This is a genomic window from Pseudomonas sp. UBA4194, assembly GCF_002379585.1.
Classification (GTDB): Bacteria; Pseudomonadota; Gammaproteobacteria; order Pseudomonadales; family Pseudomonadaceae; genus Aquipseudomonas.
The window spans coordinates 31355-50334 of sequence record NZ_DFUE01000036.1 but is presented as its reverse complement, the minus strand read 5'-3'; the positions used below and the strand labels follow the sequence as shown (position 1 = coordinate 50334).

At 64.3% G+C, this 18980-nt stretch carries 15 protein-coding genes; 7 read left to right on the top strand and 8 right to left on the bottom strand.

The genetic code is table 11. From position 1 onward, the window contains the following. Positions 1-196 precede the first annotated feature (196 nt). The 6 genes from B3397_RS09465 (at position 197) to B3397_RS09440 (ending at position 11634) form a co-directional block, all read left to right on the top strand. Positions 197-1270 (top strand): DUF2333 family protein, encoded by a 1074-nt coding sequence (locus tag B3397_RS09465; protein WP_296249357.1) that lies wholly within the window; start codon positions 197-199, stop codon positions 1268-1270. 3 nt (positions 1271-1273) lie between these two features. Then, positions 1274-1810 carry an NUDIX hydrolase gene (locus tag B3397_RS09460; RefSeq protein WP_296249355.1) on the top strand — a complete coding sequence of 179 codons (537 nt, stop codon included), beginning with the start codon at positions 1274-1276 and terminating at the stop codon, positions 1808-1810. 455 nt (positions 1811-2265) lie between these two features. Next, positions 2266-2637 carry a translation initiation factor Sui1 gene (locus B3397_RS09455; RefSeq protein ID WP_296249353.1) on the top strand — a complete coding sequence of 124 codons (372 nt, stop codon included), beginning with the start codon at positions 2266-2268 and terminating at the stop codon, positions 2635-2637. Positions 2638-2772: 135 nt separating this feature from the next. Further along, the gene (speA, locus tag B3397_RS09450; RefSeq protein WP_296249351.1) at positions 2773-4686 is read left to right on the top strand and encodes an arginine decarboxylase; all 1914 of its coding nucleotides are present in this window, start codon (positions 2773-2775) and stop codon (positions 4684-4686) included. 548 nt (positions 4687-5234) lie between these two features. Beyond that, positions 5235-6572: an MATE family efflux transporter gene (locus B3397_RS09445; protein ID WP_296249350.1), complete on the top strand. Its 1338-nt coding sequence runs from the start codon at positions 5235-5237 to the stop codon at positions 6570-6572. A 160-nt stretch (positions 6573-6732) separates the two neighbouring features. Beyond that, complete coding sequence (locus tag B3397_RS09440; RefSeq protein ID WP_296249349.1) at positions 6733-11634, top strand: alpha-2-macroglobulin family protein; 4902 nt, start codon at positions 6733-6735, stop codon at positions 11632-11634. Positions 11635-11708: 74 nt separating this feature from the next. On the opposite strand, the gene B3397_RS09435 is transcribed toward B3397_RS09440, so the two are convergent. Beyond that, a complete protein-coding gene (locus tag B3397_RS09435; protein ID WP_296249347.1) occupies positions 11709-12002 on the bottom strand; it encodes a hypothetical protein in 294 nt (97 codons plus the stop codon). Between the two features lie 101 nt (positions 12003-12103). Between B3397_RS09435 and pbpC the strand changes: the two genes are divergently transcribed. Then, on the top strand, positions 12104-14470 hold the full coding sequence (pbpC, locus tag B3397_RS09430) for a peptidoglycan glycosyltransferase PbpC (RefSeq protein ID WP_296249345.1): 2367 nt from the start codon (positions 12104-12106) through the stop codon (positions 14468-14470). Between the two features lie 83 nt (positions 14471-14553). Here the strand turns inward: pbpC and B3397_RS09425 are convergent, their stop codons facing one another. The 7 genes from B3397_RS09425 to B3397_RS09395 form a co-directional block, all read right to left on the bottom strand. Continuing rightward, positions 14554-15024, bottom strand: a complete 471-nt coding sequence (locus tag B3397_RS09425) for a prepilin peptidase (RefSeq protein ID WP_296249343.1) — start codon at positions 15022-15024, stop codon at positions 14554-14556. Positions 15025-15148: 124 nt separating this feature from the next. Next, positions 15149-15712 (bottom strand): DUF4136 domain-containing protein, encoded by a 564-nt coding sequence (locus B3397_RS09420; protein ID WP_296249340.1) that lies wholly within the window; start codon positions 15710-15712, stop codon positions 15149-15151. An 18-nt stretch (positions 15713-15730) separates the two neighbouring features. Beyond that, positions 15731-16351 (bottom strand): DUF4136 domain-containing protein, encoded by a 621-nt coding sequence (locus B3397_RS09415; RefSeq protein WP_296249338.1) that lies wholly within the window; start codon positions 16349-16351, stop codon positions 15731-15733. A gap of 22 nt (positions 16352-16373) precedes the next feature. Continuing rightward, complete coding sequence (locus tag B3397_RS09410; RefSeq protein WP_296249335.1) at positions 16374-17123, bottom strand: methyltransferase domain-containing protein; 750 nt, start codon at positions 17121-17123, stop codon at positions 16374-16376. Beyond that, on the bottom strand, positions 17120-17425 hold the full coding sequence (locus B3397_RS09405) for a nucleotide pyrophosphohydrolase (RefSeq protein ID WP_296249333.1): 306 nt from the start codon (positions 17423-17425) through the stop codon (positions 17120-17122). The genes B3397_RS09410 and B3397_RS09405 overlap by 4 nt, the downstream gene beginning before the upstream one ends. Positions 17426-17467: 42 nt before the next feature. Next, positions 17468-18037 carry a LysE family translocator gene (locus B3397_RS09400; RefSeq protein ID WP_296249329.1) on the bottom strand — a complete coding sequence of 190 codons (570 nt, stop codon included), beginning with the start codon at positions 18035-18037 and terminating at the stop codon, positions 17468-17470. 51 nt (positions 18038-18088) lie between these two features. After that, positions 18089-18925 (bottom strand): AraC family transcriptional regulator, encoded by an 837-nt coding sequence (locus B3397_RS09395; RefSeq protein WP_296249326.1) that lies wholly within the window; start codon positions 18923-18925, stop codon positions 18089-18091. Positions 18926-18980: the final 55 nt, after the last annotated feature.

The following is an 18980-nucleotide window of genomic DNA, read 5'->3' as shown; positions in this document are numbered from 1 at the left end:
CCTACAAACCCCGCGCACCCCTGTAGGAGCGGCGTCCAGCCGCGAAGAGGCCCTCGAACCCTGCCGCGATGACATATCCGGACGCCGTTCCCGCGGCTGCGGCGTCTGCCGCCTTCCTTTATAGTGCTGCTGCGCCGCACGTTAGCCAGGTGGCGAGGTCGAACCCATGAATTCTGCGATTGAAAGGACATAAGCCATGCTGGACTGGAAGAATCGTGCGGGCAAAGGCGAGGCACGCGAGCGGGTCAATGCCACGGGTACCAAAACCCGGGGCTACGTTGGCAGCCTGCTGCTGAGCAAGGCGGTGCTGGCAATACTGGCGCTGTATCTGATCGTCACTCTGCTGCTGGGTTGGTACTGGAGCGAGGAACCCGAGCTGTTCCCTGTCCAGCAGAATGCTCAAAGCGCTGCCCAGCGCGATGGCCGGCAGATGGTGGTCGGCTATACCACCGTGGAAACGCTCAAGTCCGTGGCCTCGACACTGCTCAACAAGCCAGGCGGCTACATTTCCAACGACCGCTTCCCGCCCGGCCTGTGGATGGACAACATGCCCAGCTGGGAGTATGGCGTGCTGGTCCAGGTCCGCGACCTGAGCCGCGCCTTGCGCAAGGACTTCGCGCGTTCGCAGTCGCAATCCGCCGAAGACGGCGATCTGGCACGCGCCGAACCGCGCTTCAACTTCGACAACAAGAGCTGGGTTCTGCCGTCCAGCGAGTCCGAGTTCCAGGAAGGCATCAACCTGCTGACCCGTTACCAGAATCGGCTGTCCGATCCGGCCCAGACCACCGCGTTGTTCTACACCCGCGCCGATAACCTGAACAACTGGCTGGGCGACGTGGGTACGCGCCTGGGCTCGTTGTCCCAGCGTTTGTCCGCCAGCGTCGGTCGAGTCAAGCTCAACACCACGCTGAAGACCGAAAGCGTGATCCCGGGCCAGGCCCCTCAGGTTGACGAAGAAATCGTCGAAACCCCGTGGATGCAGATCGATAACGTTTTCTACGAAGCCCGTGGTCAGGCCTGGGCGCTGTCGCACCTGCTGCGCGCGATCGAAGTAGACTTCGCCGACGTCCTGGCCAAGAAGAACGCGACGGTCAGCGTGCGTCAGATCATCCGCGAGCTGGAAGCTTCCCAGGCCCCGGTATGGAGCCCGATGATTCTCAATGGCAGCGGCTTCGGCATGTGGGCCAACCACTCGCTGGTCATGGCCAACTACATCTCGCGGGCCAACGCCGCGGTGATCGACCTGCGCCAACTGCTGTCGCAGGGCTGATCGGTGCCTATCTCCAGTGACGAGGTGGCGCACCGCGCCGCCTCCGATGCCGAACTCATTGCCTGGGTCGACGAGCGCGACCGGCCTCTGGGCGCCATGCCCAGGGAGCAATTGCGTGAGGGTGGACTGATCGGTCGTGGCACCTACATTCTGCTGTTCAACTCGGCAGGTGAGTTGTGTGTGCATCGCCGCACCTTGAGCAAGGCGATCTATCCCGGCTATTGGGACGTCGCGGCGGGCGGTATGGTGCAGAGCGACGAGACTTATGCCGAATCGGCAGCCCGGGAGCTGGAGGAGGAATTGGGTGTGAGGGGTGTGCCGTTGACGGCTCACGAGCATTTCTTCTTCGATCAACCGCGCAACCGTGTCTGGTGCGCTGTGTTCTCGGCTGTGTGGGACGGGCCTCTGGAGCTGCAACCTGAAGAAGTTCTGGAAGCGCGGTTCATCCCGGTGCAACAGGCGCTCGACGAAAGTGCCAGCGAATCCTACTGTCCTGATTCCCTGGCAGCGCTGGAACGGTACCTCGCGACCCGCGACTGACCTGTATCTTTCATCGTTTTTGCCGACGCCTTCGCGGCTGTACGCCGCTCCTACAGGTGTCTTCGCGGCTGCGTGCCAGTTCTGCTGACGCCTTCGCGGCTGTACGCCGCTCCTACAGGTGTCTTGGTGGCTGCATGCTGGTTCTGCCGACGCCTTCGCGGCTGTACGCCGCTCCTACAGGTGTCTTGGTGGCTGCATGCTGGTTCTGCTGACGCCTTCGCGGCTGTACGCCGGTCTTGCCGACGCTTTCGCGGCTGTACGCCGCTCCTACAGGGCCCGCAATCCTGTAGGAGCGGCGTGCAGCCGCGAAGGCGTCCGTCCATTCACCCCATCATCCGAACCTTGCATCGTTCGCAGTCGCCAATCCTCACCAAATTGCCGCATCCAGGCACTTAGCACGCACCCCTTTTGCCGTTAAACTGCGCGGCCTGACCCACTTCACAAGAGGCATGCCGGTGGCCAAGAAAGCCGCATCCTTCGCCGCACTCGGCGGCCTGGTGTTCTCGACCGACAGCGGTCGGCACTGCCCCGACTGTCGCCAGCCCGTCGACGCCTGCACTTGCAAGCAAACGCTCATCCCCGAAGGCGATGGCATCGCCCGCGTGCGCCGCGAAAGCAAGGGCCGCGGCGGCAAGACTGTCACTACCATCACCGGCGTGCCCCTGGCAGCCGATGCCCTGAAGGAACTCGCCACCACCCTCAAACGCCGCTGCGGTACCGGCGGCGCCTTGAAAGACGGTGTCATCGAAATCCAGGGCGACCACGTCGAACTGCTGCTCGGCGAGCTGATCAAGCAAGGCTTCAAGGCCAAGAAATCCGGTGGCTGAAGCCGTCGGTTTCTAAACTTGACGTGCCATGCGGGGTCTATGCCTGCAAGCGCAGCAAACGTCATCTTTACTTCCTACACTGCGCTGGGCCCGGATCGGGCCCGCGACATTCGACTTTATTGATAGGGGACCTCGATGTCCGTACGACGCACACGCAAAGACGACGGCAGCCAATGGACCGTGGCCGACAGCCGCAGTGTTTATGGCATTCGCCACTGGGGCGCGGGTTACTTCGCCATTAACGAAGCCGGTCGCGTCGAAGTTCGCCCCAATGGCCCGGACAGCTCGCCCATCGACCTTTACGAGCAAGTCGACGAACTGCGCAAGAGCGGCCTGTCGCTGCCGCTGCTGGTGCGCTTTCCGGACATCCTCCAAGACCGCGTGCGTCAGCTTACCGGTGCCTTCGACGCCAACATCGCGCGTCTCGAATACCAGAGCCAGTACACCGCCCTCTACCCGATCAAGGTCAACCAGCAGGAAGCGGTGGTGGAAAACATCATCGCTACCGAAGGCGTCTCCATTGGCCTGGAAGCCGGCTCCAAGCCCGAGCTGCTGGCCGTGCTGGCCCTGGCGCCCAAGGGCGGCACCATCGTCTGCAACGGCTACAAGGACCGCGAGTTCATCCGCCTGGCCTTGATGGGCCAGAAGTTGGGTCACAACGTATTCATCGTCATCGAGAAGGAATCCGAGGTCGCCCTGGTGATCGAGGAAGCCGCCGAGCTCAAGGTCAAGCCACAGGTAGGCCTGCGCGTGCGCCTGTCCTCGCTGGCGTCGAGCAAGTGGGCCGACACCGGTGGTGAGAAGTCCAAGTTCGGCCTGTCCGCAGCGCAATTGCTGTCGGTCGTCGAACGGTTCCGCGACGCTGGCCTGGACCAGGGCATCCGCTTGCTGCACTTCCACATGGGCTCGCAGATCGCCAACCTGGCCGACTACCAGCATGGCTTCAAGGAAGCGATCCGCTATTACGGCGAACTGCGCGCCCTGGGCTTGCCCGTCGATCACATCGATGTCGGTGGCGGCCTGGGGGTCGACTACGACGGCACCCATTCGCGCAACGCCAGTTCGATCAACTACGACATGGACGACTACGCCGGTGTCGTGGTGGGCATGCTCAAGGAGTTCTGCGATGCGCAGGGCATGCCCCATCCGCACATTTTCTCGGAGAGCGGTCGCTCGCTGACCGCTCACCACGCCATGCTTGTGGTGCAGGTCACGGACGTCGAGCGTCACAACGACGAAGTGCCGGAAATCACCGATCGGGAAAACCTGCCGGAAACCCTGCAATGGCTGGTGGACCTGCTGGGCCCGACCGACATCGAAATGGTCACCGAGAACTACTGGCGCGCGACCCACTACATCAGCGACATCGCCGCTCAGTACGCCGATGGCAAGGTGACCCTGGCGCAGAAGGCGTTGGCCGAGCAGTGCTACTTTGCCGTATGCCGTCGCCTGCACAACTCGCTCAAGGCTCGCCAGCGCTCACATCGCCAGGTACTCGACGAACTCAACGACAAGTTGGCCGACAAGTACATCTGCAACTTCTCGGTGTTCCAGAGCCTGCCCGACACCTGGGCCATTGGCCAGGTGTTGCCGATCCTGCCCCTGCACCGCCTCGATGAGGAACCCCTGCGTCGTGCGGTGCTGCAAGATCTGACCTGCGACTCCGACGGCAAGATCAAGCAGTACGTCGACGAGCAGAGCATCGAAACCAGCCTGCCAGTGCACGGGGTCAACCCGGGTGAAGACTATCTGCTGGGTATCTTCCTGGTAGGTGCGTACCAGGAGATTCTGGGCGACATGCACAACCTGTTCGGCGACACCGACTCGGTCAACATCTATCAGCGTCAGGATGGCAGCGCCTACAGCGCCGGCATCGAAACCCACGACACCATCGAAGACATGCTGCGCTATGTGCACTTGTCTCCTGAAGAGCTGATGACGCACTACCGCGACAAGGTCGCCAGCGCGAAGATCACCCCACGCGAGCGTACCCAGTACCTGGATGCGCTACGTTTGGGCCTGACCCGTTCTTCGTACCTGTCCTCGTAATACCACGCTGCCCTCCAGCCCCTCCCACAGTGATCTGCGCTGCAGCTGGGTACTGTGGGAGGCAGGTGATCATCCAGCCCCCCCTCGCGGGCAGAGCCCGCTGCCACACTGATCTGCGCTGCCGCTGGGTCCTGTGGGAGGCAGGTGATCATCCAGCCCCCATCGCGGGCAGAGCCCGCTCCCACACTGATCTGCGCTACACCCCGGCCCCTGTGGGAGCGGGTTCTACCCGCGATGGCGCCGGCACGAGCGGCGCATCACTCAAATGTGCAGGTGATCATCCAGCCCCCATCGCGGGCAGAGCCCGCTCCCACACTGATCCGCGCTACACCCGGTCCCTGTGGGAGCGGGTTCTACCCGCGATGGCGCCAGCACTGGCGGCGCATCACTCGAATGTGTAGCTGATCATCCAGCCCCCATCGCGGGCAGAGCCCGCTCCCACAGTGATCTGCGCCACACCCCGGTCCCTGTGGGAGCGGGTTCTACCCGCGAGGGGCCCTCGTTGGCGACACAAACGGCTACAATCGCTCCCTCGTTCCGGAGCCCCCATGTCCACACTACTCACCGACTGGCGTCATCGCCCCACCCATCAAAAAGTCTGGGCGCTGGCCGCACCGATGATTCTGTCCAACCTGTCGGTGCCCATGGTGACCCTGGTAGACAGCGCCGTCATCGGCCATTTGCCGCATGCCCACCAACTGGGCGCCGTGGCGGTCGGCGGTAGCCTGTTCACGTTCATGGTGTCGCTGATGAGCTTTCTGCGCATGGGCACCACCGGTTTTGCCGCCCAGGCAGCCGGGCGCCGCGATGGCAGCATGTTGCGGCGGATCCTGGTCCAGGGGCTGGGCCTCGGGCTGCTGTTTTCCCTGCTGCTGGCCGTGCTCGCCCTGCCCTTCAGCCATCTCGCCCTGAGCTTCATGGCGCCGTCGGCCGCGTTGGAAAACGCCACCCACGATTTCTTCCAGACTCGCCTGCTGGGCCTGCCAGCCGCGCTCTGCACCTATGCCCTGATAGGCTGGTTCCTGGGCACGCAAAACGCCCGCGCGCCCTTGCTGATCCTGTTCACCACCAACCTGATCAACATCGCCCTCAACCTCTGGTTCGTACTGGGTCTGGACTGGGGCGTGCTGGGCTCGGCCCGTGCCTCGGTCATCGCCGAATGGATAGGCGCACTGCTGGGCCTGGCCCTGACCCGACCGGCATTGCGCGCCTATCCCGGGAAGATGGCGTGGTCAGCACTTCGGACGTGGGCCAACTGGCGGCCGCTGCTGGGGGTGAACCGCGACATTTTCCTGCGCAGCTTGGCACTGTCCGGCGTATTCCTGCTGATCACCATCCAGGGTGCACGATTCGGCGACGCCACCGTCGCCGCCAACGCGCTGCTGCTCAATGGCCTGTTGATCACCTCCTATGCCCTGGACGGCCTGGCGCATGCCGTCGAAGCCCTGTGTGGCCATGCCATCGGGGCGCGGGATCGGCAGACACTGCGCCGCTCGATGGTGGTGTCCTTTGGCTGGTCCCTGATTGCCAGCACGGCGTTTGCGCTGCTGTTCCTGCTGGGTGGGCACGTGTTCGTCAATCTGCAGACCGATATCCCCAGTGTGCGTGAAGCAGCCTATCCGTTTTTGCCCTACCTGGCCGTGCTGCCGTTGGTGGCAGTAGGCAGTTATCTGTTGGACGGGCTGTTCATCGGTGCCACCCGGGCGCGGGAGATGCGTAATGCGATGCTGGTGAGTGTGGCCGTGATGCTGCCGCTGGGGTGGCTGAGTACCGCGTGGGGCAACCATGGCCTGTGGCTGAGCTTTCTCCTGTTCATGGCACTGCGCGCGGCGACCTTGGGCTATCTGGGGTGGCGCTTGCAGCGGCAGGACCGTTGGGTTTCCTAGCACGGGTGGTCAGTGGCGGTGCTGTCGCTGGCAGCCGCCACAGCGATTCGGCGAGTGACCGATATCCAATCGCTGACAGCCCACTAATCTCTCGGCCACCGCAATACGCCGCCTATTCGGATATATTCCAGGTCTTGCTTTTCACTGCCCCGAGTACCCTATGTTGAACAAAGGACTGTTTCTGGCTTGCGCCCTGGCTCTGCTCGGCGCGTGCGATTCCTCTACGTCGGACAAGCCCGCGCCGACTGCCGAACCCGTGCCGGTCGCAGCCGCGCCCAAAGCCGCCGCCACTGTCGATGTCGCCGCCCTGGCCCAGCGCTATGCTGGACGCGAACTCACCGTCGCCGACGTCTCCGAAGTGCAACTGGACGGCGCCAGCACCCTTTCGGTGACCTTCACGGTGCCGCTGGACCCCACGCAGAACTTCGCCGACAAGGTGCACCTGGTCGACACCGTCAGCGGCAAGCTGGACGGCACCTGGGAACTCTCCGACAACCTGATGGAGTTGCGTCTCAGGCATCTGGAGCCCAAGCGCAAGCTGGTGCTGACCGTCGATGCCGGCCTGCTGGCGGTGAACAGGCAAACGCTGGCTGCCGAGTACATCAGCCGCCTGGAAACCCGTGACCTGGAACCCACCGTCGGTTTCGCCAGCCGCGGTTCACTGTTGCCGACCCGCTTGGCTGAAGGGCTGCCGGTGATCGCGTTGAACGTCGCCAAGGTCGACGTCGAATTCTTCCGCATACGACCCGAGCAGCTGCCCGCGTTCCTCAGTCGCTGGGGCCGCAACAGCAGTCTGCAAAGCTACGAGTCCCGTGAGCTGTTGCCCATGGCAGAGCTGGTATACGGCGCTCGTTTCGATCTCGACCCGGCGCGCAATACCCGTGAAACCCTGCTGTTGCCCATCAGCGGCATCAAGCCTTTGCAGCAGCCTGGTGTCTACCTGGCGGTGATGCGCGCCTCGGGCAGCTACAACTACGCCCAGCCGGCCACGCTGTTCACCCTCAGTGACATCGGCCTGTCGGTGCACCGCTATGCCAACCGCATGGACGTGTTCACCCAGGCCCTGGAAGGCGGCAAGGCCCAGCCCGACGTCGCCCTGCAATTGCTCGACGCCCAGGGCCGCGTGCTTGGCGAAGGCAAAACCGACGCGGCTGGGCACGCCGAACTGGTCTCACCGGTGAAGGCCGAAGTGCTGCTGGCGCATCAAGGCGACCAGACCAGCCTGTTGCGCTTGAACAGCTCGGCACTGGACCTGGCCGAATTCGATATCACCGGCCCCAAGGCTCACCCGTTGCAGTTCTTCGTCTTCGGCCCCCGCGACCTGTACCGCCCCGGCGAAACGGTGTTGCTCAACGCGCTGCTGCGCGACAACGACGGCCATCCCGTGAAGCCGCAGCCCGTGAGTGTCGAAGTGCGCCGGCCGGACGATCAGGTCAGCCGCAAGTTCGTCTGGCAGCCCGATGCGTCGGGCCTCTACCAGTATCAATTACCACTGGCCGCTGAAGCCCCGACCGGGCGTTGGCAATTGCTGCTGGACCTGGGCGACGGCAAACCCCAGGTCTATGAATTCCAGGTCGAGGATTTCCTGCCCGAGCGCATGGCGCTAGACCTCAAGGCCCGCGAGCAACCGCTGGCGCCCGCCGAGGCCCTGGCCGTCGATGTCACTGGCCGCTACCTGTACGGTGCGCCCGCCGCGGGCAATCGTCTGAGTGGTCAGATCTATGTGCGACCGCTGCGCGAAGCCGTGCCCGCGCTGCCCGGCTTCCAGTTCGGTTCGCTGACCGAAGGCGAACTCTCCCAGGACCTGGAACTGGACGAAACCACGCTGGACCCGCAGGGCAGGGCGTCCCTGAACATCGACAGCCGCTGGAGCGAAGCCAAGTCCCCTCTGCAGGTGGTGTTGCAGGCCAGCCTGCAGGAGTCCGGTGGCCGTCCCATCACCCGTCGCCTGATACAGCCGGTCTGGCCCGCCGATCGTCTGCCCGGCCTGCGCGGTGTGTTCCAGGGCGAAAACGTCGACGGCGACGGTCCCGCCGAGTTCGAATTGCTGGTGGCTGACGCCCAGGGCAACAAGCTGGCCGCTGACAACCTCAAGGTACGGCTGGTCCGCGAGCGCCGCGACTACTACTGGAACTACTCGGAAAGCGACGGCTGGAGCTACAACTACAACGAGAAGTACCTGAACCTCAGCGAAGAGACGTTGAAGGTCGAGGCGGGCGGCACTGCCAAGGTCAGTTTTCCTGTTGAGTGGGGTCCCTACCGTGTAGAACTCGAAGATCCGGCGACTGGCCTGGTCAGCAGTCTGCGCTTCTGGGCCGGGTACAGCTGGCAGGACAATACCGAGGGCGGCGCAGTGCGGCCAGACCAGGTCAAGCTGGCGCTGGACAAGCCTGCCTATGCCGACGGCGACACCGCCAGGGTGACGGTGACTCCGCCAGCTGCCGGCAATGGCTATCTATTGGTCGAGTCGGCCGAGGGTCCGCTGTGGTGGCAGGAGATCGATGTGCCCGCCGAGGGCAAGGCCTTCGACATCAGGATCGATCCGAAATGGGCCCGTCACGATCTCTATATCAGCGCACAGGTGGTGCGTCCCGGCGAGCGCAAAGCCAATGTCACGCCCAAGCGCGCGGTGGGGCTGCTGCACCTGCCGTTGGATCGCGCGCCGCGCCAGTTGGCGCTGACCCTCGATGCGCCGCAGAAAGTGCGTCCGCGCCAACCCCTGAAGGTCAAGGTGCAGGCCCGCAACAGCGACGGTAGCGTGCCGACCCAGGCTCGCGTGTTGGTAGCGGCGGTGGACGTCGGCATCCTCAATATCACCCAGTACGCCACGCCCGATCCCTTCGCCGCACTGTTCGGTCGCAAGGCATACGGTGCCGACCAGTTGGATGTCTATGGTCAGTTGATCGAAGCGGGGCAGGGCCGGCTGGCCAGCCTGGCGTTTGGTGGCGATGCGGCGGACCTGGCCAAGGGCGGCAAGCGTCCGCAGACCAATGTCACCATCGTCGCACTGCAAAGTGCGCCGGTAACGTTGAACGAACAGGGCGAAGGCGAGTTGAGCCTCGACATCCCGGACTTCAATGGCGAACTGCGGCTGATGGCCCAGGCCTGGACCGATGAGCGCTACGGCATGGCCGAGGCCAGTACCGTGGTGGCGGCACCGCTTGTGGCCGAATTGTCGGCGCCACGGTTTCTGGCCGGTGGCGATGAAACCCGAGTGGCGCTGGATGTCACCAACCTGACCGATCACACCCAGCATCTCACCGTGCATATGAGCGCAGAAGGCCCGCTGATGCTGCCGGGAACCCCCCAGCAGCAGCTGCAGTTGGCCAAGGGGCAGCGCCAGACCTTGTACATTCCCGTGCGTGCCACGGGTGGTTTGGGGCAGGGCCACCTCAAGGCGCACATCGACGGCCTCGACCTGCCCGGTGAAAGCCTGCCGCCGATGGCCCGTGACTGGACTCTCGGCGTACGACCGGCCTACCCGGCGCTGGTCAAGCATCTGCGAACCGTGCTCACGGACCAACCCTGGACCCTTCCCGCCGGTTCTCTATCACCTTTCGAACCCGCCGGCCGCGAAGCGCTGCTGAGCCTGTCGAGTCGGCCACCGCTGAACATCGGTGAACAGATTCGCGCACTCAGGGCTTACCCCTATGGTTGCCTGGAGCAGACCGTCAGCGGCCTGTACCCCTCGCTGTATTCCGATGCCGCCACCCTGAAGAAGCTGGGTGTGGAAAGCGACACCGATGCCGAGCGCACGCGCAAGGTCGAGATTGGCATCGAGCGGCTGCTGGGCATGCAGCGCTACAACGGCAGCTTCGGCTTGTGGGGCGCAGATGGCGAGGAAGAGTACTGGCTGACTGCCTACGTGACTGACTTCCTGATGCGCGCCCGCGACCAGGGCTACGCCGTGCCGCCCGAAGCCCTGAAGAAAGCCAGCGAGCGGCTGCTGCGGTACCTGCAGGAACGTAATCTGATCGAAGCCGACTACAGCGACAACCTCGACCACACCCGCTTCGCCGTGCAGGCCTATGCGGGTCTGGTGCTGGCGCGCAGTCAGCAGGCACCTCTGGGCGCGTTGCGCAGTGTCTTCGAACGGCGCAGTGATGCTCGCTCCGGATTGCCGCTGGTACAGCTGGCCATCGCGCTGCAGAAAATGGGTGACCAGCCTCGTGCCGATCAGGCCTTGCAGGCTGGCCTGGCTGCCGGCCGCACCGACCAGCAATGGCTCGGCGACTACGGCAGCCCGCTGCGTGATCAGGCACTGATACTGGCCTTGCTGGAGGAAAATGACTTGGGCAAAGGCACCCTGCAAGCGCGCCTGTTCACCTTGTCCGATTTGCTCGCAGGCACTGGCTGGTTGTCGACGCAGGAGCGAAACGCCCTGTATATGGCAGGCCGCACGGCGCTGGCGCAGCCTCAGCAACCCTGGACCGCTCACCTGCAAAGCGCCGGCCTGAGCCACGAGCTCAGCGATACCCAACCGGCACTGAAGCTGGCGGACGCCGCGCTGGCGGAGTCACTCACGGTGACCAGCAGCGCTGCGCAACCGCTGTACCAGCAGTTGACCCTGTCCGGTTATCCCGCCCAGCCGCCTGCGGCAGGCGGCGACAATCTGTCGATCCGGCGCGATTACCTGAGCCTCAAGGGTGAACCCCTGAAGCTGGACAGCCTGAAAAGCGGCGAACTGGTGCTGGTGCATCTGGTGGTGGGTGCCAAGCAAAGGGTGCCGGACGCGTTGGTGGTCGATCTGCTGCCGGCGGGGCTGGAAATCGAAAACCAGAACCTGGCACAAAGCGCGGCGAGCCTGGACAACGCCAGCAGCAGCGTCAAGCAGTGGCGCGAGTCGATGCAGAATGCCAGCGTGCAGCATCAGGAGTTTCGCGATGATCGCTACGTGGCGGCGCTCAAGCTCGAGGGTTATGGCAGCACGCACCTGCTGTACCTGGCCCGCGCCGTGACGCCGGGCACCTACAAGGTGCCACCGCCGCAGGTGGAGTCAATGTACCGACCTGGCTGGCAGGCCGTCGGCACAACCCCCCCCAACCTCACCATCACCCCGTAGCAGCGGCGTAAGCCGCGTCCTTGAAATGCCTCGCAATACCGAGGCATCCCAAGGCCGCGGCGCACACAGCCCTATCAGTGGATGATCCAGCTCAACAACCACAAGCCCAGCAGGGCCCAGATGACGCCCATGATGATCGACGCGCGCATGAACGCCCGCACCGCCGAAAACAGAAACAGCAAACCGACGATCAATGCGCCGATGGTGACGACGTTGGTGTCCATGCCCAGGGTGCGTGACATGCCCTCGACGAAGTTGCCGCCCGCGTTGCCGAGCAGACTGAACAACCAGCTCAGGCTATCGACCACCCAACGGATGATTGCCCCAAGCGCCTGGCCCAGCCACTCGAAAAAGCCTTCTACATGCATAGTCGCATCCCGATTCGGTTAGTGGCATTCGTGCCATGTTGCAGCCTTTGGCCATGCTCCGTGGGGCCAAGTTCCCGGCTAGACCATAAAGGTGAGTGCGCATGATTTCACGCGTACTCCGCGCGGGTGATCGCGCCCGCCGACTGGCCACTGTCGGCCGCCGGCTGTTGCTCTCGATTACCGTGCTGCTCGCCTTGCTGTGGCTGGCTGACCGTCTCTGGCCGTTGCCGCTGCCGCAGGACGACCTGGCCCGCGTGGTCCTCGCCGAAGACGGCACGCCGTTGTGGCGTTTTGCCGATGCCGACGGCGTGTGGCGCTACCCCATACGGCGGGATCAGGTTTCGCCCTATTACCTTGAAGCCTTGCTTACCTACGAAGACCGCTGGTTCTATCAGCATCCAGGGGTGAACCCCCTGGCGTTGGCGCGGGCAGCCTGGCTCAACCTCAGTGGCGGGCGGGTGGTGTCGGGTGGCAGCACCCTGTCCATGCAGGTGGCGCGCCTGCTCGATCCGCACTCACGGACGCTGCTCGGCAAATTGCACCAGTTGGGGCGCACGGCCCAACTTGAGTGGCACCTGAGCAAGCAGGAAATTCTGGAGCTGTACTTGAACCGTGCACCCTTCGGCGGCACCTTGCAGGGCGTGGCCGCCGCCAGCTGGGCGTATCTGGGGAAATCCCCCGCCCAGCTCACTCGCAGCGAAGCCGCATTGCTCGCCGTGTTGCCCCAGGCGCCCAGCCGGCTGCGGCCCGACCGGCATCCGCTGCAGGCTCAGGCGGCTCGGGACAAGGTCCTGCAGCGTCTGGCCGATGACACCGCATGGCCCGCGCAGCAGGTTCGCGAGGCGCAGCAGGAGCCATTGCTGTTGGCGCCACGGCAAGAACCATCGCTGGCACCACTGCTGGCTCGCCGACTGAACCATAGCCATGGCCCAGCCGTTATCTACACCCTGATCGATGCCGGCCTGCAACGTCGTCTCGAAGACCTTCTGCTGGGTTGGCGCAGCCGCTTGCCGGAACGTACCTCTGCCGCGATCCTGGTGGTGGATGCGCACACCATGGCGGTGCGGGCCTACCTGGGCTCGGTGGATATCGCCGATGAACGTCGCTTCGGGCATGTAGACATGGTCAGTGCAGTGAGATCGCCGGGCTCCACGCTCAAACCGTTCCTGTACGGCATGGCCATGGACGCCGGGCTCATTCATTCCGAGTCCCTGCTGCAGGATGTCCCACGCCGTTATGGCGATTATCGGCCGGGTAATTTCTCCGCAGGCTTCAGCGGGCCCGTGGCAGCCAGCTCGGCCTTGTCGTTGTCGCTCAACCTGCCGGCGGTGCAGTTGCTCGAGGCCCTGGGGCCCAAACGCTTCGCGGCACAGTTGCGCAATGGCGGGCTGAACCTGAGCTGGCCGGTGGCGGCCGAGCCCAATCTGGCGATGATCCTGGGCGGCGTCGGCAGTCGGCTGGAGGATCTGGTGGGAGGGTACAGCGCCTTCGCTCGCCAGGGCAGCAGCGCCACCTTGCGCTGGCAGCCTCAGGATGTGCTGCGCGAGCGGCCGATGATGTCCTCCGGGGCTGCCTGGATTGTCAGGCGCATCCTCAGTGGCCAGGCGCGGCCAGATCAGGACCCCCATGCCGAGCTGGTACTGCGCCCGGCGCTGGCGTGGAAAACCGGCACCAGTTATGGCTTTCGCGATGCCTGGTCGATCGGCGTCGGCCCGCGCTATTTGATAGGTGTCTGGATAGGCCGCCCGGACGGTACGCCGGTACCCGGCCAATTCGGCCTGGCATCGGCAGCACCGCTGATGTTTCAGGTGCACGACGTGCTCGGCAATCGTGATGCCCAGCGCGGCATCACGGCGCCGGTGCAAGCGGTACCCGCCAGTGTCGGCGTGGCCGCCATCTGCTGGCCCATGGGCCAACCGCTGGACCGTGCCGATCCCAACTGCCGTCGGCAGCGGTTTGCATGGACCTTGGATAACACCACCCCGCCCACCTTGTTGGCGCTGGATCAGCCCTTGGGCACCGGGCTGCAGGAAAGTCTGTGGGTGTCCCCGCAAGGCCTGCGCGTGAATGCGGCCTGCCCGGGCGCCCGCGCGCAGGCGATCGCCTTGTGGCCGGCGGCCCTGGAGCCTTGGCTACCCAAGGCCGAGCGCCGCGAGGCACGCCTACCAGGCGCCGATCCGGATTGCCCGCCACCGCCCCTGCCAGCCATGGCACCGCTGTCGATCGTGGGCGTGCGTACAGGCGATCGCTTGCGCCGTCCTGCGGCCAGTGCCGGAGGGCTGCGCATCAGCTTGTCGGCGTTGGGCGGACAGGGAAAGCGTTGGTGGTTCGTCAACGGCGAGCCGTTCGGGGCCGCGGAGGGCGAGGCAGGCTTGAACGCAGCGTTCGAACGGGCCGGCAGGTATGAGGTGAGCGTACTGGATGAGGCAGGACAGACGGCGAGGGTTGAATTCTCGGTGGTGGACTAGGCTGTGCTTCTGGCCCCTCTCCCCCAGGGAGAGGGTCGGGGCGAGGGGACCCTTCACCACAAATCCCACCCATGAAACCCATCTCAACTCAACCAGAACAACGTCAACACAAACCCCACCAGCAAGAACGGCGTCAACGGCAGCGGCGTCGGCGACTCAGGGTCCAGATAGGCCACCTTGCGCCGGTAGCGAATGGTCAGCCGGTACCACAGCATTGGCCCCACGAATACCCACACCACAATGGCCAGCACCCCGCCGATCAACGTGCCGACCAGATGATTACTGTCCGACGCCAGCGCCAATGCCCACAGCAGTTGCACTTCACCCCGGCCCAGGCGGCCACTCAGATAGCCGGGGAGGGTGAGTGCCATGCTCAGGGCCAGCGCTGCTGCCGCCTGCACCATGCTCGAGCCGATCCACGTATGCCCCGTGGTGAACAGGCAAACCAGCGCCAGGGAGCCCGCGCCAAGGGTGAGTGTGTCGGCAATCCTGCGCTGACGAATATCCTGCTCGGCGCAGAGGGTGAACCAGAGAAGCAATACTAGGCTAGGCATGGCGGCACTCACTTGCGTACGGCGGTGACTCACTTCTGAAACAGACCTTCTGGCTTCAGATTAGACGCACCGCGCGCGTTCATGAGCCGCGTGCAAAACTTTTTTTTCCGATGGGCAGTGGGCCTCAGCGAGGCGGATACGTCGAAAGGATCTTGGCCACGGCTTTCTGGATCGCCGCGTTGCGATCAGTGGGCGACACCGCGTTGTCGTTCACCACCTGTTCGGTGCTGCCGCGCCATACCAGCTTGCCGTCACGGCCGTCGACCATGTCCAGCTGCAGAGTGGCGACCTGATAATCCACGCTGCGCGTTTCATTCATCATCGGGCTGGCCCAGTAAGGCCCCCAGTAGCCGCCGCCCCAACCACCGCCGTAATTGGTGGTGACCTGCTGCTGACGGTTATCGATGATCAGATAGGCCTGCAGCTGCACGTCAGCCCGGCCCCCCGCAGCTGTGGGGCGCAACCCGCGCTGGTCGAGTTGGCCGCTGACGGCCTGGCGAATACGCTGGTCAGTCAGATCGCTCTTGATCCGCGGGTCATCAGGACGGTACTGCACGCCAGGCTCTTTCCATGCCCAACTGCGGTAGGCCCCGAAGTCGCGGCTGGCATCGAAGTCGTGGTTGATCTGCGGGTTCTGGCAAGCGCTGAGCAGTACGAACACAGGCAGTAAGGCAAGGCGACGCAACATGATGTCTTCTCCTTGGAGTCAAGACGGAGGATAGGCCGTCAGAGCCTTTTCCACAGCGCTGCGTAACGCATCGTTACGATCGCTCAGACTGCCCTGGCTGCTGGTTTCGGCACTCGCGCTCCACACCGGTTGGCCGCTACTGCCGTCGAACAAACTGATGCGCACTACCATCACCTGAACCTGATAGGTCCGCACCACCGGATAGCTGCCGTACACCCCACCGTAGCGGTCGTAAGGTCCGTAACCGCGGTTGTAGCCACCATAGCCGCCGCCGTATCCGTAGTCATCGCGCTCCTGGCGCAGGCGGGTCTCCAGGCGCAGGTCCGCAGCCACACGCAAATCCGCCGCACCGGCGCCGCGAAGTGGCCGCAGACCCCGTTGGTCCAGGCCATTGCTCACCGCTTCGGCAATCTGCGCCGAATCCGCCCAACTGGTGCCGGCGGGCAGTTGCCCGTTGACCCAGCCCCAGTTGCGGTAGCGCCCGTAATCGCGCGGCGGCGCGGGGTAGGCACTGGCATCGAACGTGCTGGCCGCCTGTGCCGGGGCGGGCGGCAAGGGCTTGGAGCTGGCGACATACGGATTGGGGCTCTGGCAGGCGACCAGTCCCAGGCAGGCAAGGCACAACGCTAGGCAACGCATGACAGTCTCCCAAAGTGACCGGTCATACCGGCCGACACACCCAGTGCAGGTAACGGCCCAGGCCGGCGAACGCCGGATGACGTCGATGGGCCAGCTCCATTTCCACCAGCGCCGCGACATCGGCGCGTTTCTGGAAATCCACTGGCATGTAGTCGTGAAACACTCTGACGCCGCTTTGGCTTTCGACACTCCAGGCGCCGTCAAGTTGCGCCGCGAGTTCGCGCGGGTCCAGGGGCGTTTGTGGGGTCAGGCTTTGTTTTTCGCCCGCCAGCTCATTGCTGCGCAGCTTGCGGAAATGGCCTTTGAGCAGGTTGCGGTACACCAGCGCGTCTCGGTTGTAGAAGGCCAGCGACAACCATCCGCCTGGACGGGTCAGTCGATGCAGGGCGGGCAGAATGGCGTAGGGTTCGGCCAGCCATTCGAGCACCGCATGGCAGATCACCAGATCGAAAGGCTCGCTCAGTTGCGCCGGCAGATCCTGCCAGGGCGCTTGAATGAAGGTGGCGCTCTGGCCGGCGGCGGCGAAGCGTTCCCGGGCACCTTCGAGCATGGGCGCGGCCGGTTCGGTCAGGGTCACTTGATGGCCTTGCTCGGCCAGCCACAACGCCATGTGCCCCAGGCCACCACCGATGTCCAGTACACGCAGAGAGCGTGCGGGCAACGCCTCGAGCAGGTCTGTCTGCAACACGGCCAGGCGAATCGCGCCTTTGGCGCCGCCATAGATTTTCTCGGCGAAGCGCGTGGCCAATTCGTCGAAATGACGGTCGCTCATCGAGCGAAGCGCCGTTCGCTGTCCGCCAGCTTGGCGCGCACCACCTGTTCCATGTCCAGGCCCAGTTCGCTGCACAACAGCAACAGATAGAGCACGACATCGCCGACTTCCTGTCCGGCATGCTCGAGTTGTTCCGGGGACAGCTGGCGCGATTGGTCCTCGGTCAGCCACTGGAAGATTTCCAGCAGTTCGGACATTTCCACGCTGGCTGCCATGGCCAGGTTCTTGGGGCTGTGAAAGCGCCGCCAGTCGTTGTTGTCACGGATCTGATGCAGGCGTTGGGTAAGGGTTTCGAGGTTCATTGCGGGACTCCTGAAGGCGCATAGCTTCGGGGGGAATGGGGGTTAAAGCAAGACCCCGACCCACGCCGCGAGCAACAGCAGTATCGCCAACCCCCTGTTCATCCACTGCACCCGGCGCGGCGACGTCAGCCAGCGCGCCGAACCCATTCCCAGCAACGCCCAACATGCCATGCACGGCAACGCCACGGCAAAGAACACCAACGCCAGCATCATGATTCCATTGCCCTGGCTGAACACACTGACCACTGCCAGCGCCATCACCCAGGTCTTGGGGTTGACCACCTGCAACGCCGCCGCCCCGATAAAGCCGAGGCGCGCCGTGTCTCGCTGCTCGATGGCCCGCGCCGGGCTGCTGAAGATCTTCCAGGCCAGCCAGCTCAGCCACAGCGTGCCAACCCAGGCCATCACCGGTTGCGCGCCGGGAATCGCCAGCACTGACTGACCGACGCCCGTGCCTACTAGCAACACCATCACCGCCGCCCCCAGGCAGGCCCCCAGAATGCTTGGCACCGTGGCCCACCAGCCAAAGCGAGCGCTGTTGCTCAGCACCAGGATATTGGTCGGGCCAGGCGTGATGGAGGCGACGAAGGCGAACAGCATGAAGGGCAGCATGGCAGCAGGCTCCAGAATGATGGAGGCTGCAGCGTGGCGTACTGGCTCAGCTCAGTCTGGAAGATTTGAGCAGCGTGAACGATAGGCGCCGGGGCTCAGGCCATAGGCGCGCAGAAACCAGCGTCCCAGGTGGCTCTGGTCGGCGAAGCCCAGATCACTGGCCACCTGAGCGGGCCACGCCCCGCCGGCCAGCAACCGCCGCGCCCGGGTCAGGCGCAGTTGCACCAGATAGGCATGCGGCGGCAGGCCGAACGCCGCCTTGAATGCGCGGCTCAGGCGAAAGCGGTCAACGCCGCAGGCATGGGCCAGCTCGTCCATGCCCAGATCACGATGCAAGTGCGCATGCAGGTAGTCACGGGCCCGCAGCGCCACTTGCGGCAAGCGTGGATCGAGGCTGTCCAGGCGCCGCCAGTGCAGGTCTGCCGTCAGGCCTTGGAGCAAGCCGTCGAGCGCGCTCTGGCGAACGATCCGGGATTCCTGATGATGCAGCGCGCAAAAGGCGAAGCTGATGGCTCGACCCAGGCGCGGGTCGGTTCTCAAGGCGTTGCCGAACCCCAGTATGCAGTTGTCCGGCGCGTGCTCGAACAGGCCAGCGAGTTCACGGCTCAGCCACTGCGGGTCCAGGTACAGCATATGGTAGGTAAAGCCTTCGGCATGGGGCGCATCGCCGTCATGAATCTCCCCGGGCTCCAGGGTGAACACCTGGCCTGGGGTGCTGGCATGACGCTGCCGACGACAGTGGAACTGTTGCACGCCTTGCTCCGTGATGCCCACCAGATAACTGTCGTGCCAGTGCGGATCATAGGCATGTCCGCGAAAGTGAGCGCGTAACGTTTCGATACCGCTGTCGCGGTCTTGGGCAAGATCGATCCAATGGGTGTCGGGCATGGGCCACCTGCGGGGTAGAGCGGTCATTTATCCCGCGCCGAGAGCCTCGAGTCTA